The sequence below is a fragment of the Enterobacter sp. BIDMC93 genome (assembly GCF_001037805.1).
Taxonomy (GTDB): Bacteria; Pseudomonadota; Gammaproteobacteria; order Enterobacterales; family Enterobacteriaceae; genus Enterobacter; species Enterobacter hormaechei_C.
Genome location: NZ_KQ089962.1, coordinates 4,282,472 through 4,296,369, shown reverse-complemented (window position 1 = coordinate 4,296,369; position 13,898 = coordinate 4,282,472). Strand labels below are relative to the sequence as shown.

Genomic DNA, 13,898 nt, shown 5'->3' with positions numbered 1-13,898 from the left:
GCCTGAGGCCGCTTTTTTTATGCGCCGCGTTCAGGGGGTGACAGGCTGCCAGGTTTTATCCGGGTGGTATGCAGCGATCGCCTGCGCTTTTTGCGCCGAATCGTTGCCGAGATTTGCCTGATACACCTTGTCATCCTGGTTAACGACAAAGCTCATTACCCCCGTCTGACCATAGCTCACGGGCCAGGCAACCATCGCAAAGCCATTTTTATCCGGCAGAATGCGGAACCGATAGCCGTGATAGCCCATACCAGGCTCCGGCGGGCTGAAGGCGGGACCCAGCGGGCTTGGCGCTTCGCCCGGCGAGATGGGCCAGTACAGGCCGTCTTTTAGCCCTGGCGTGCTGACAATCTTCTGCGCATAGCGGTGGTTCATGGCGTAGTAGCTCTGCTGTGCGTCGACGTAGGCGTGCAGCGCTTCGATAGCCGCGAGTTCGTTGCGGCCGATTTCGCGGGTCAGGATCTCATCAGCCGCTTTCTGCATATCAAATTGCCAGCCCTCTTTTTTCTTCACTACCGGTATGGGGAGTTGCCAGCCGTTATCGCCAACTGACAGATGGGCAATATCGCCGCTGATTTCGGTACGATGGTTAATCTTCCAGTCACGCAGGAATCGAGCTACCGCCTCCGGATCAACCCCTTCAGGTGGCAGATAGTCGCGCCAGTTATCCCCCAGCAGGTCGGCCATCGCGCTCTCATTCTGCTCGCTGATGGCCTTCGTCAGGGCATTGGCCGCCTGCTCAGGCGTGGAGAAAGATTGCTGGGCGCAGGCGAAGGTGGATACCATCAACAACAGCATTCCACCGATCGGTTTCATGTTCATAGCGGCTTCCTTAACGACGATGGAATTCACGGTGTTCGGTATGATGTTCGGACAGCTGCTGGCGGCTTTGCAGCCCGCGCTGGTGCTGGGCCTGCCAGTTGGCCGAGCGGCTGTCGTTGCCGCTCAGGGCGTTTGCCCGCAGCGGCTGATGCTGAACCTGCGTCGGGCGTCTGGTTTGCGCAAGAGTATTATTCATCCGTTGTGCGTGGGGCCGCGCGCTGTCGTAGCCGCGATAGTTGCTGCGCTGAGAGAGCTGCTTCAGCTGCTGCGCTGACGCTGAATGTTGCGGGAAATGCGCGTCGCCATGCTGTAGCTGTGTGAGGGTTTTGCCCGTCGACTGCTGTATCTGCGCCATCGCAGCCTGCCGCTGGCTATCGCGGTTGACCGTCTGCTGCCGGGTAGCGCTCAGCCCTCCCGGCACTGAAGTCTGATGATAGCGGCTGGCAAGCTGGCTATTGGCGTAGGGCACGCCGTTGCGGTAGGCCGGATTATGCTGCCAGACCTGATGATTATCGGTACGGTGCTCGCCGGTGATCTTATTGAAGTTATTAACATTAATATTAATGTTATCGCCGTTATGCGAATAACCGCCGTGGTGATCGTCATCATGATCGTGATGATGTTCGTCGTCATCGTCCCAGTCTATGTTACTGAACAGCGCATAGGTAGTGGCTACGCCGAGGCTATAGCCAAAGCCTCTGACGAAACTATTGGTAAACTGCTGGCCGGGAGACGGGGGCAGATACACAGGCGGATAGCTGGCGTTTGGCCACGTGCCGTAAACGGTGGAAGGGTTGTAGGTAGGGACATAAACCACCTGTGGATCGGCTGGCTCAATTTTAATCACCGTCGGACTAGCCGGCGTTGACGTCGCGGCTGTACTGGCGGAGGCTGGCGCAGATTTTTTCACGGTGGTGACGGTCTGCTGCGGGGTGGATTGCAACGTGCCTGTCTGCTGCGCCAGCAGGCGCAGACGCTGCACGGAATCCATCACATCCTTTGGCTGGGCCAGAAAGGCGTCGCCGAGGCTCTGTACCCACGACGGGTTTTCTCCCATCAACGACATTAACTGCGGAAAGGCGACCAGCGATTTCACGCTGGCATCCCATGGCTGCCCGCTGACCGCCTGAATAGCGGTATCGCCCTGCATTTTAGGGTTGTCCTTTGACCACTGGGCGGCCTGAATCACGCTCGCCGGATAGGTTGAGGCCATCAGAATTTGCGACAGCAGCGCGTCGGGATAGAGCGCAATGGGCGCTGTCCACTGATCGATCTGCGCGGCGGTATAGGCCGGAGTCGCCACCGGGGCAGGTTGTGCTGTCGGGGCGGGAAGCTGCGGGGCTACCGGCGCAGGTGCGGGAGCGGGTTCCGTTGCGCGGCTTTTAACGAACATGACGCCCGAGGCGGCAAACAGCCCCGCACTGCAAAGCAGAACAAGAAGATGTGGTTTAAAAGGCAACTTCATAGATTGACTCCAACGAGACGAGTGCAGTGCCGTGAGGCGTTGCTGTTGCCGCGAGTATCATTCACCCGTGTTTTACAGTTTTAACTTTTGTTGGGAAAACCTCCGAAGCATCCGGATAAAGAGTGTGAGTATTTATTACACAATTATATCGGATGGCTGAGCAGGCGACGGACATTCAGAAGGCGATAAATGAAGTTAACCGTTTTTTCATTCGAAACAGGAAGGCGCCACGCAAAATTGACATAATGGCTTGCAAGCCAGTGGGGCGTGATGCAAAATTCATTGCGTTGGGGTTGCCGCAAATCTGCCAGCACGGTGTGCTACCACCGCAAGGCAACAAATAAACCGCTATCAGGCGGTTTTTTTGTGTCTGAAATTCGTCTCGTCTCCCCGTTACATCATGCTTAACGATTCAGCAAATTTTTTAATGTTGCTTTTTTGTAAACAGATTAACACTGTGCAGAAATCCTGCTATGCTGCCCGACGCGGTATCGGGCATTTACCCTACAAACTGCTGTCTCACAGGAGCGTGAAGAGAACGCCCGCCGCATATGACAATGAGAGCGAGGAGAACCGTCGTGCTAGAAGAATACCGTAAGCACGTAGCAGAACGTGCCGCCGAGGGAATTGTACCCAAACCGTTAGATGCAACCCAAATGGCCGCGCTCGTCGAGCTGCTGAAGAACCCGCCTGAGGGCGAAGAAGAATTCCTGTTAGATCTGCTGATCAACCGTGTACCGCCTGGCGTAGATGAAGCTGCCTACGTAAAAGCCGGATTCCTTGCCGCCGTTGCCAAAGGCGAAGCCACCTCCCCACTGGTTACTCCTGAAAAAGCGATTGAACTGCTCGGCACCATGCAGGGCGGCTATAACATTCATCCGCTGATTGACGCGCTGGATAACGACAAGCTGGCGCCAATTGCTGCCAAAGCGCTCTCTTCAACGCTATTGATGTTCGATAACTTCTACGATGTGGAAGAAAAAGCCAAAGCAGGCAACGTTTACGCGAAGCAGGTGATGCAGTCCTGGGCCGATGCCGAATGGTTCCTGAACCGCCCTCAGCTTGCTGAAAAAATTACCGTTACCGTCTTTAAAGTGACCGGTGAAACCAACACCGATGACCTTTCTCCGGCGCCGGATGCATGGTCTCGCCCGGATATCCCACTGCACGCCCTGGCGATGCTGAAAAACGCCCGTGAAGGCATTGAGCCGGATCAGCCAGGCGTGGTTGGCCCGATCAAACAGATCGAAGCCCTGCAACAAAAAGGTTTCCCGCTGGCTTACGTCGGTGACGTGGTTGGTACCGGTTCTTCCCGTAAATCCGCCACCAACTCCGTGCTGTGGTTCATGGGCGACGACATTCCGCACGTGCCGAACAAGCGCGGCGGCGGCCTGTGCCTCGGCGGCAAAATTGCGCCAATCTTCTTCAACACCATGGAAGATGCGGGCGCGCTGCCAATTGAAGTGGACGTGAGCAACCTGAACATGGGCGACGTGATTGACGTTTACCCGTATAAAGGCGAAGTGCGCAACCACGAAACCAACGAACTGCTGGCCAGCTTTGAGCTGAAAACCGACGTGCTGATCGACGAAGTGCGTGCCGGTGGCCGTATTCCGCTGATCATCGGCCGTGGCCTGACCACCAAAGCGCGTGAAGCGCTGGGTCTGCCGCACAGTGACGTATTCCGTCAGGCGAAAGACGTGGCCGAGAGCAACCGCGGTTACTCTCTGGCGCAGAAAATGGTGGGTCGCGCCTGCGGCGTCACTGGTATCCGTCCTGGCGCGTACTGCGAACCGAAAATGACCTCCGTGGGGTCTCAGGACACCACTGGCCCAATGACCCGTGATGAACTGAAAGACCTGGCGTGCCTGGGCTTCTCTTCCGATCTGGTGATGCAATCCTTCTGCCACACCGCGGCGTATCCGAAGCCGGTTGACGTAACCACGCACCACACGCTGCCTGACTTCATTATGAACCGTGGCGGTGTCTCCCTGCGTCCGGGCGACGGCGTTATCCACTCCTGGCTGAACCGCATGCTGCTGCCGGATACCGTCGGTACCGGCGGTGACTCCCATACCCGTTTCCCAATCGGGATCTCCTTCCCGGCGGGTTCCGGTCTGGTGGCGTTTGCCGCAGCGACCGGCGTGATGCCGCTGGATATGCCGGAATCGGTGCTGGTGCGCTTCAAAGGTAAAATGCAGCCGGGCATTACCCTGCGCGATCTGGTGCACGCGATCCCGCTGTATGCCATTAAACAGGGTCTGCTGACCGTTGAGAAGAAAGGCAAGAAAAACATCTTCTCTGGCCGCATTCTGGAAATTGAAGGTCTGCCGGATCTGAAAGTGGAGCAGGCGTTCGAGCTGACCGATGCCTCTGCCGAGCGTTCTGCGGCGGGCTGTACCATCAAGCTGAACAAAGAGCCGATTATTGAGTATCTGACCTCCAACATCGTGCTGCTGAAGTGGATGATAGCGGAAGGCTACGGCGACCGTCGTACGCTGGAGCGTCGTATTCAGGGCATGGAAAAATGGCTGGCGGATCCGCAGCTGCTGGAAGCCGATGCTGACGCAGAGTACGCGGCGGTGATTGAGATCGATCTGGCGGATATCAAAGAGCCAATCCTGTGTGCGCCTAACGATCCGGACGATGCGCGTCTGCTCTCTGACGTACAGGGCGATAAGATCGACGAAGTGTTCATCGGCTCCTGTATGACCAACATCGGCCACTTCCGTGCTGCCGGTAAGCTGCTGGATACCCATAAAGGCCAGCTGCCAACCCGTCTGTGGGTGGCGCCGCCAACCCGTATGGACGCGGCACAGCTGACCGAAGAGGGCTACTACAGCGTGTTTGGTAAGAGCGGGGCGCGTATCGAAATCCCTGGCTGTTCCCTGTGCATGGGCAACCAGGCGCGCGTGGCCGACGGTGCGACGGTGGTGTCCACCTCAACCCGTAACTTCCCGAACCGTTTAGGTACCGGGGCGAACGTTTACCTGGCCTCTGCGGAACTGGCGGCGGTTGCGGCGCTGATTGGTAAACTGCCAACGCCGGAAGAGTACCAGACCTTTGTGGCTCAGGTAGATAAGACGGCGGTGGATACCTATCGCTATCTGAACTTCGACCAGCTCTCTCAGTACACCGAGAAGGCTGACGGGGTAATCTTCCAGACCGCAGTATAAATGCTACCCTCTCCCGTGGGAGAGGGGCTGGGGGTGAGGGCACCAGACCGCTCCGCACCTGACCCATTGCCCGGTGGCGCTACGCTTACCGGGCCTACAAAACCCATCGCAACGTCGGTGGGTTTTTTATTTTCATTCCTCCCACCTCTCCCGCTTTTTTTCTTCCTCTCTGCTGCGATAATTACCCTAATGGCTTTGCAGAGGAAAACGCTATGGATTACGAATTTTTGCGCGACATCACCGGCGTGGTGAAAGTGCGAATGTCGATGGGGCACGAAGCCGTTGGACACTGGTTTAACGAAGAGGTGAAAGAGAACCTCGCGCTGCTGGATGAAGTCGAACAGGCGGCGGAAACGGTGAAAGGCAGTGAACGCTCCTGGCAACGCGCCGGGCACGAATACACGCTGTGGATGGATGGCGAAGAGGTGATGGTGCGCGCCAACCAACTTGAGTTCTCGGGTGATGAGATGGAAGAGGGGATGAGCTACTACGACGAAGAGAGCCTGTCGCTGTGCGGCGTGGAAGACTTTCTGAGCGTGTTGAACGCCTACCGCGATTTTATGAAACAGAAGTAACTCCCCGAAGCGTCCCTGCTCCGGATCACGTTTACACGGTCGGAATGTTACGGCCGTAGTAAATTTCGCGCATCTCTTTCCAGAGCAGGTCGGTAATGACCTTACGCTCTTCGTCACTTAAATCTTCCGGCCTGGTATGGAACATATAGTGCTTAAGATCGAACTCTTTAAGCATCATCTTGGTATGGAAGATATTCTCCTGATAGACGTTCACATCCATCATGTCGTACAGCGACTTCATGTCTTCGGACATGAAGTTCTGAATGGAGTTGATCTCATGATCAATGAAGTGCTTCATGCCGTTGATATCACGGGTAAAACCGCGCACGCGATAATCAATAGTGACGATATCGGATTCCAGCTGGTGGATTAAATAATTCAACGCATTCAGCGGTGAAATCACGCCGCAGGTCGACACTTCAATATCCGCGCGGAAGGTACACAGCCCGCCTTCCGGGTGGCTTTCCGGGTAGGTGTGCACGCAGATGTGGCTTTTATCCAGGTGGGCGACTACCACTTCCGGCAGCGGGCCGGGGTGCTCGGTTTTGTCGATAAGCTTCGGGTCAACCGGCTCTTCACTCACCAGAATGGTGACGCTCGCACCCTGAGGCTCATAATCCTGGCGCGCGATATTCAGGATGTTCGCGCCGATAATCGAGCAGGTCTCTGTCAGGATCTCGGTCAGACGGTTGGCGTTGTAGAGTTCATCGATATAGGCGATGTAACCATCGCGCTCTTCTGCTGTTTTGGCGTAGCAGATATCGTAAATACAAAAACTCAGGCTTTTGGTCAGATTGTTAAAGCCATGCAGTTTAAGCTTTTTCAATTAGTTCACCTCCTTTGAGGACAGCGCGTCTTGCAGATATTGAGGCAACGCAAAGGCTGCGGTGTGGATCGCCGGGTTGTAGTAGCGGCACTGGAGTCCGGCCTGGTGGAAGCGGGCCTGCACGATCTCGGTAGAGAGATGGCGCAGAACGTCGTTATCCGTCGCCCAGGCAAAGGTCATGATCCCGCCGTAGTAAGTGGGGATCGCCGCCTGGTAGAAGCTGACGTCAGCAAAATAGGTGCTCAGCTTACGGTGGCTATCAAGCGCTTCATCCTGTTGCAGGAAGCAAACGCCGTTTTGCGCCACAAAAATACCGCCAGGCTTCAGGCAGCGTTTGCAGCCTTCGTAAAACGACGAGGTAAACAGCGATGCGCCCGGGCCGATAGGGTCGGTACAGTCAGAGATAATGACATCAAACGTTTGCGTGGTCTGGTTAACAAAATTGACGCCATCGTCGATAACCAGATTAAACCGCGGATCGTCATAGCTGCCGGCATTGTGGTTGGGCAGATACTGGCGGCAGAACGACACCACACCGGCGTCGATTTCCACCATGGTGATGGTTTCGACATTCTGATGGCGAGAGACTTCACGCAGCATCGCGCCGTCGCCGCCGCCGATAATCAGCACGTCCTTCGCGTGGCCGTGGGCCAGCAGCGGGACGTGGGTCATCATTTCGTGATAGATAAACTCGTCGCGCTCGGTGGTTTGCACCACGCCGTCCAGCGCCATCACGCGGCCAAAGGCGGCGTTTTCGAAGATTATCAAATCCTGATGATCGGTTTTCTCATGATAGAGCACGTTATCCACGGCAAAATACTGACCAAACTGGTCATGCAGCGTTTCTTGCCATACCGTTTTTTCGGTCATGGGGAGCACCTCCTTCGTTAACATCCATTACATCCGGCAGATGGGCGCAACACAACACCGCCGTGAGGCGGTAAGCGGGTCAACAAGGGGCGTCGGGAAGGTTACTTCACGTAGGCGAGCAGGCTGAGTGAATCGCGAGCCAGCGCTTTGCATTTTTTAGCAGTGGGAATGCCAATACCGCTTAAATCACGGTAGCTGTCTTCACCGAGCGCCTTCATGTCGAAGCTGTCGTAGTTGCTGAGGTCCCATTGATTCTGCTGGGCAAAAAAGACCAGTGCGCGACGAATTTGCCCATTGGGTAAATTCTGGTAACCACAATCGTTTTTCAGAAAAACAAAAACTGCCGTCAGATCGGCCATATCTTCCGCTTCGTTTTCACTTAGCGCGTAACTGTTCGCACACATCGCCATCAGGCTGGCGAACAAAATTGTTCTGAAAAACGTCTTCATTGCCTTTACCACTGCATCACGGAAAATTAACGTTAGCATACTTGATGCCAGGCCGACGATCTTTATTATTGCCGCCGTGCTTGACCTTCCGGTAAGGGGAGGGTTTATGCTCAAAAGATCGCCTGCTGGAAATAAGGAAATGCACATGCAACGTCGTGATTTTTTAAAATTTTCTGCCGCGCTGGGGGTTGCCAGCGCGTTACCTCTCTGGAGCCGCGCCGTTTTTGCCGCCGACAGACCGGCTTTACCCATTCCTGAATTACTCTCCCCAGATGCCCGCAGCCGCATTCAGCTTGTGGTGCAGGCCGGTAAAACCACGTTCGGTCAGCACGACGCTACGACGTGGGGCTATAACGGCAATCTGCTCGGCCCGGCGTTGCGGTTACGCAAAGGGAAGGCGGTGACGGTAGACATTCATAACACGCTTGCGGAAGAGACCACGCTGCACTGGCACGGGCTGGAAGTCCCGGGCGAAGTGGATGGGGGGCCTCAGGGCATCATCAGGCCTGGTGGTAAACGCAGCGTAACCTTTACCCCGGAACAACGCGCGGCGACCTGCTGGTTCCACCCGCATCAGCATGGCAAAACGGGCCATCAGGTGGCGATGGGGCTGGCCGGCCTGGTGCTGATTGAAGACGATGAAAGCCGCCTGCTGCGCCTGCCGAAACAGTGGGGAATCGACGATGTCCCGGTGATTGTGCAGGACAAAAAATTCAACGCTGACGGGCAAATTGACTATCAGCTGGACGTCATGAGCGCGGCGGTAGGCTGGTTTGGCGATACGCTGCTGACCAACGGTGCGATCTACCCGCAGCATGCCGCGCCAAAAGGCTGGCTGCGCTTACGTCTGCTTAACGGCTGTAACGCCCGCTCGCTGAACTTCGCCACCAGCGATAAACGCCCGCTTTACGTAGTGGCAAGCGACGGCGGCCTGCTGCCGGAGCCGGTGAAGGTGAGCGAGCTGCCGATGCTGATGGGCGAGCGCTTCGAGGTGCTGGTGGACATCAGCGATGGCAAAGCGTTTGACCTCGTGACCCTGCCGGTCAGCCAGATGGGGATGGCCGTTGCGCCGTTTGATAAGCCGCATCCGGTCCTGCGCATTCAGCCGCTACAGATCACCGCCTCCGGTACGCTGCCGGAGACCCTCACCACGCTGCCAGCACTCCCGTCGCTGGACGGGCTTACACAGCGTAAACTTCAGCTCTCCATGGACCCGATGCTCGACATGATGGGCATGCAGGCGCTGATGAAGAAGTACGGCAATCAGGCCATGGCGGGAATGCATCACGGCCAGATGATGGGCCATATGAATATGGACCACGGCAATATGGGCGGCATGGATCACGGCGGCCATGGTTTCGATTTCCACAACGCCAACCGCATCAACGGCAAAGCGTTCGATATGAACACGCCCATGTTCGCTGCCACGAAAGGGCAGTTTGAACGCTGGGTGATTTCAGGCGAAGGCGACATGATGCTGCACCCGTTCCATATCCACGGCACGCAGTTCCGTATTCTGTCTGAAAATGGTAAAGCGCCGGAGGCGCATCGTGCGGGCTGGAAAGATACGGTGAGGGTGGAAGGCGGCGTCAGCGAGGTGCTGGTGAAGTTCGACCACGAGGCGCCGAAAGAGTTTGCCTATATGGCCCACTGTCATCTGCTGGAGCATGAAGATACGGGGATGATGCTCGGTTTTACCGTATAAAAAAAAGCCGGGTGGCGGCTTCGCCTTACCCGGCCTACATAGGGCACCCGTAGGCCCGGTAAGCGTTAGCGCCACCGGGCTTTTTCGTTACTTAGCGTCGTCAGGCAGTGCATACGCGACAATATAGTCGCCCATCTTCGTGCCAAACGAACCGTGACCACCCGCAGAGATGACAACGTACTGCTTGCCATTCACTTCATAGGTCATCGGCGTTGCCTGTCCACCGGCTGGCAGACGGCCTTGCCACAATTTTTCACCGTTGGTCATGTTGTACGCGCGCAGGTAGTTATCTGCGGTTGCCGCGATGAACAGCACGTTACCGGCGGTGGAGATTGGGCCACCCAGCATTGGCATACCCATATTGAACGGCACTGGAACAGGCATCGGGAACGGCATGCTGTCCTGTGGCGTACCAATACGTTTCTTCCAGACGATCTTGTTGGTCTTCAGATCCAGACCGGAGATATAACCCCAGGCAGGCTGTTTACACGGCAGACCGAACGGAGAAAGGAACGGATTCAGGGTCACACCATAAGGAACGCCATACTGCGGCTGGATACCGGCTTCGGTACCGCTGCCTTTCGCATCTTTCGGCTGCTCCATTGGGTTACCCGGACCACGAGGGATCAGACGGGAAACGAACGGCAGCGCCATTGGGTTAGCGATGGCGACCTGACGGTTAGGGTCAACGGAGATCCCACCCCATTCGAACATCCCCAGGTTACCCGGGAAGACCAGCGTACCCTGCTCTGACGGCGGGGTGAAAATCCCTTCGTAGCGCAGCTGGTGGAACATCACGCGGCATACCAGCTGGTCAAACATGGTGGCACCCCACATGTCTGCACCGCTGAGATCTTTCTTCGGACGGAAGCTCAGGTCAGAGAACGGCTGCGTTTTGGTGACGTAGTCGCCTTTGGCCGCACCCTGCGGAACCGGTTTTTCCGGCGCAGGAACAACCAGCTTACCGTTGCTACGATCAAGCACGAAGATGTTACCGGTTTTCGCCGGGGCGTAAATCACCGGTACGGTTTTACCGTTAACGGTAATGTCCGCCAGCGTCGGCTGGGACGGCATATCCATATCCCACAGATCGTGGTGAACGGTCTGGTAGCTCCATGCCAGTTTACCGGTTGTTGCGTTCAGCGCCACGATGGAGCTGGCGTAACGTTCCTGCTCCGGCGTACGGTTACCGCCCCAGATATCCGGCGTGGTCACGCCCATCGGCAGGTAGACCAGGTCCAGCTTCGCGTCATACGCTGCCGGTGCCCAGGAGTTCGGTGAGTTAAAGGTAAAGGTGTGTTCATCCGATGGGATCGCGTTAGGATCTTTCGCGCCCGGGTCGAAGGCCCACAGCAGTTTACCGGTGTTCACGTCGAAACCACGGATAACGCCGGAGGTTTCACGGGTAGAGAAGTTATCCGTTACCGAACCGGCAATCACGATGGTTTTGTCGGTGATGATTGGCGGGGAGGTCGGCTCATACAGGCCCGGCGTGGTGTCCGGCATGTTGGTCTGAAGATTCAGAATGCCTTTATTGGCGAAGGTTTCGCACAGCTTGCCGGTCTCAGCGTTAATGGCAAACAGGCGGCCATCGTTCACCGGCAGCATAATGCGGCGAGGACAGTCGGCAATGACTTCCGGGCTGGCATTATCGGCGCGCGCTTCGTGGTAAGAGACGCCGCGGCAGGTAATGTGCTGGAACGACGGGTTGGAGTTCAGCTGTGGATCAAAGTGCCATTTCTCTTTACCGGTAGCCGCGTCGAGCGCGAACAGACGCTGGTGCGCCGTACACAGGTAGAGCATGTTGCCCACTTTAATCGGGGTCACTTCGTTGGTCAGCTCACCCGGATCGTTTGGCATCTTCAGGTCGCCGGTACGGAATACCCAGGCTTCCTTCAGGTTTTTCACGTTGTCCGCGTTGATCTGCTTCAGCGGGGAGTAGCGTTGACCTTCCTGGTTACGACCATAAGCAGGCCAGTCACCGTCCGCCACCTGCGAAATAGCCGCAGCCGGCGTGGATTCCGCGTTCAGCGTACCGTTGATCTCCTGCGGGTCGTTAAAACCGGCCCAGGTCAGGATGCCGCCACTAATCAGCAGGGCAACGACCAGACCGGCCACGGCGCCACTGGAAGGGACGATCAGACGACGCCAGACAAACGGCAGGATCAGCCAGATACCGAAGAAGACCAGAATGTCGCTGCGCGGCGTCAACGCCCAGAAGTCGAACCCGACTTCCCAGACGCCCCAGATCATGGTTGCGAGCAGTAACGCTGCGTACAGCCACAGAGCAGATTGTTTTCTGCGTAAAAGCAGGACGGTTACGCCAACCATAACCAGACCCGCAATCGGGTAGTACCAGGAGCCGCCAATCGCGACCAGCCATACGCCACCGATTAACAAATACAGCGCGCAGAATGCGGCAAACGCGGCTGTTAATGTCACCAGTAGACGCGGCTGTTTAGTTTTTGTTTCAGCCATAGAAAAGTACTCGTCAGTTTTGTTAATTATTTGCTAGCAATTAATTATAGGTATTAACAACTGTGATCGGAATCACAAATATTGCTTTTTATAACTCATACGCCAGGCTTATCCATTTACTGGTATAATGGCTGGCTTGCGTATCAATGCCGGAGCGAGAGTCATCCGCATTGAGAGATTTTCACTAAAATCATTTGGTTAGTAATATGAAACATACTGTTGAAGTGATGATCCCGGAAGCCGAGATCAAAGCGCGTATCGCCGAACTGGGTCGTCAAATCACCGAACATTACAAGGACAGCGGCAGCGAAATGGTGCTGGTCGGTCTGTTGCGTGGCTCTTTCATGTTCATGGCAGACCTGTGCCGTGAAGTGCAGGTGCCGCACGAGGTCGATTTTATGACCGCCTCCAGCTACGGCAGCGGCATGTCCACAACCCGTGATGTGAAAATCCTGAAGGATCTGGATGAAGATATTCGTGGCAAAGATGTGTTGATTGTTGAGGACATCATCGACTCCGGCAACACGCTCTCTAAAGTGCGTGAGATCCTGAGCCTGCGTGAACCAAAATCACTGGCGATTTGTACTCTGCTGGATAAGCCTGAGCGCCGTGAAGTGCAGGTGCCGGTGGAGTTCGTTGGTTTCTCCATCCCGGACGAATTCGTGGTGGGTTACGGCATTGATTACGCGCAGCGTTATCGCCATCTGCCGTATGTTGGGAAAGTAGTGATTCTGGACGAATAATTGCGGGCTGATGCCCTCACCCCAGCCCTCTCCCACAGGGAGAGGGTGAAAACCCCCGGCTTTGTTATTTATGGTTAACGTGCTTAAGCTTGAGGTTGGCAATTCCCGAGCGGTAACGCTGTTCCAGCGTTTCGCGGTTGGTGGCGGTCACTTCCAGATTGCGTAGCAGGCCGTCGTGAATACCGTACGCCCAGCCGTGGATGGAGACCTTCTGTCCGCGTTTCCAGGCAGACTGCATAATCGTCGAGTGGCCCAGGTTATAGACCTGCTCCATCACGTTCAGCTCACACAGCGTGTCGAGACGGCGCTCCTGCGGCATTTCGCCCAGCAGTGAGCTATGTTTGAACCAGATATCACGGATGTGCAGCAGCCAGTTATCGATTAACCCCAGCTCTGTATTTTCGACCGCCGCCTGTACGCCGCCGCAGCCGTAGTGGCCACAAATAATGATGTGCTCAACCTCCAGAACGTCAACGGCATACTGAACAACCGAAAGGCAGTTGAGATCGGTATGAATAACGAGGTTAGCAACATTGCGGTGAACAAACAGTTCGCCCGGTTCAAGACCGGTCAGACGTTCGGCGGGGACGCGGCTGTCGGAACATCCAATCCAGAGAAAGCGCGGGTTCTGCGCCTGTGCCAGTTTTCCAAAAAATCCGGGGTCTTCCTCCACCAGCATTTTTGACCATAGTGCATTGTTGCTGATGAGTGTATCTATGTCGTTCATGGAGGTTAGCGACCTGTAACCAAGTGATTGCGTTGCGCTACTATAGGGTAACCCGACTTTTA

The 13,898-nt window shown here is 55.9% G+C and carries 11 protein-coding genes; 4 read left to right on the top strand and 7 right to left on the bottom strand.

The window, feature by feature from the left end; all coding sequences use genetic code 11:
- Nucleotides 1-30: 30 nt before the first annotated feature.
- Both SK58_RS20100 and SK58_RS20095 read right to left on the bottom strand, forming a co-directional pair.
- A complete protein-coding gene (locus tag SK58_RS20100) occupies nucleotides 31-822 on the bottom strand; it encodes a DUF2950 family protein (RefSeq protein WP_032670553.1) in 792 nt (263 codons plus the stop codon).
- Nucleotides 823-832: 10 nt separating this feature from the next.
- Nucleotides 833-2,287, bottom strand: coding sequence for a DUF3300 domain-containing protein (locus SK58_RS20095; RefSeq protein ID WP_032670552.1), 1,455 nt, complete (start codon nucleotides 2,285-2,287; stop codon nucleotides 833-835).
- 578 nt (nucleotides 2,288-2,865) lie between these two features.
- Here SK58_RS20095 and acnB point away from each other — a divergent pair.
- Together acnB and yacL are read left to right on the top strand one after the other, a co-directional pair.
- Nucleotides 2,866-5,463 (top strand): bifunctional aconitate hydratase 2/2-methylisocitrate dehydratase, encoded by a 2,598-nt coding sequence (gene acnB / locus SK58_RS20085; RefSeq protein ID WP_017383766.1) that lies wholly within the window; start codon nucleotides 2,866-2,868, stop codon nucleotides 5,461-5,463.
- Between the two features lie 212 nt (nucleotides 5,464-5,675).
- Nucleotides 5,676-6,038 carry a protein YacL gene (gene yacL / locus SK58_RS20080; protein WP_017694501.1) on the top strand — a complete coding sequence of 121 codons (363 nt, stop codon included), beginning with the start codon at nucleotides 5,676-5,678 and terminating at the stop codon, nucleotides 6,036-6,038.
- 31 nt (nucleotides 6,039-6,069) lie between these two features.
- On the opposite strand, the gene speD is transcribed toward yacL, so the two are convergent.
- From speD to SK58_RS20065, 3 genes are all read right to left on the bottom strand, one after another.
- Nucleotides 6,070-6,864, bottom strand: a complete 795-nt coding sequence (gene speD / locus SK58_RS20075; RefSeq protein ID WP_017694500.1) for an adenosylmethionine decarboxylase — start codon at nucleotides 6,862-6,864, stop codon at nucleotides 6,070-6,072.
- On the bottom strand, nucleotides 6,865-7,734 hold the full coding sequence (gene speE / locus SK58_RS20070) for a polyamine aminopropyltransferase (protein ID WP_015572694.1): 870 nt from the start codon (nucleotides 7,732-7,734) through the stop codon (nucleotides 6,865-6,867).
- A gap of 101 nt (nucleotides 7,735-7,835) precedes the next feature.
- Nucleotides 7,836-8,183, bottom strand: coding sequence for a YacC family pilotin-like protein (locus tag SK58_RS20065; RefSeq protein WP_003856306.1), 348 nt, complete (start codon nucleotides 8,181-8,183; stop codon nucleotides 7,836-7,838).
- Between the two features lie 145 nt (nucleotides 8,184-8,328).
- Here SK58_RS20065 and cueO point away from each other — a divergent pair, with 145 nt between their 5' ends.
- Nucleotides 8,329-9,888 carry a multicopper oxidase CueO gene (gene cueO, locus SK58_RS20060; protein ID WP_048220365.1) on the top strand — a complete coding sequence of 520 codons (1,560 nt, stop codon included), beginning with the start codon at nucleotides 8,329-8,331 and terminating at the stop codon, nucleotides 9,886-9,888.
- Nucleotides 9,889-9,975: 87 nt separating this feature from the next.
- On the opposite strand, the gene SK58_RS20055 is transcribed toward cueO, so the two are convergent.
- Nucleotides 9,976-12,366, bottom strand: coding sequence for a glucose/quinate/shikimate family membrane-bound PQQ-dependent dehydrogenase (locus tag SK58_RS20055; protein ID WP_003856304.1), 2,391 nt, complete (start codon nucleotides 12,364-12,366; stop codon nucleotides 9,976-9,978).
- Between the two features lie 206 nt (nucleotides 12,367-12,572).
- Between SK58_RS20055 and hpt the strand changes: the two genes are divergently transcribed.
- Complete coding sequence (gene hpt / locus SK58_RS20050) at nucleotides 12,573-13,109, top strand: hypoxanthine phosphoribosyltransferase (protein WP_003856303.1); 537 nt, start codon at nucleotides 12,573-12,575, stop codon at nucleotides 13,107-13,109.
- Nucleotides 13,110-13,173: 64 nt separating this feature from the next.
- Here hpt and can read toward each other — a convergent pair whose 3' ends face one another.
- Nucleotides 13,174-13,836: a carbonate dehydratase gene (gene can, locus SK58_RS20045; protein ID WP_003856301.1), complete on the bottom strand. Its 663-nt coding sequence runs from the start codon at nucleotides 13,834-13,836 to the stop codon at nucleotides 13,174-13,176.
- Between the last annotated feature and the right edge of the window lie 62 nt (nucleotides 13,837-13,898).

Bases quoted from the DNA above. Each gene is read 5' to 3' on its own strand.
- SK58_RS20100 (WP_032670553.1), bottom strand. From the start codon at position 822: ATGAACATGAAACCGATCGGTGGAATGCTGTTGTTGATGGTATCCACC.
- SK58_RS20095 (WP_032670552.1), bottom strand. From the start codon at position 2,287: ATGAAGTTGCCTTTTAAACCACATCTTCTTGTTCTGCTTTGCAGTGCG.
- yacL (WP_017694501.1), top strand. From the start codon at position 5,676: ATGGATTACGAATTTTTGCGCGACATCACCGGCGTGGTGAAAGTGCGA.
- speE (WP_015572694.1), bottom strand. From the start codon at position 7,734: ATGACCGAAAAAACGGTATGGCAAGAAACGCTGCATGACCAGTTTGGT.
- SK58_RS20065 (WP_003856306.1), bottom strand. From the start codon at position 8,183: ATGAAGACGTTTTTCAGAACAATTTTGTTCGCCAGCCTGATGGCGATG.
- cueO (WP_048220365.1), top strand. From the start codon at position 8,329: ATGCAACGTCGTGATTTTTTAAAATTTTCTGCCGCGCTGGGGGTTGCC.
- SK58_RS20055 (WP_003856304.1), bottom strand. From the start codon at position 12,366: ATGGCTGAAACAAAAACTAAACAGCCGCGTCTACTGGTGACATTAACA.
- hpt (WP_003856303.1), top strand. From the start codon at position 12,573: ATGAAACATACTGTTGAAGTGATGATCCCGGAAGCCGAGATCAAAGCG.
- can (WP_003856301.1), bottom strand. From the start codon at position 13,836: ATGAACGACATAGATACACTCATCAGCAACAATGCACTATGGTCAAAA.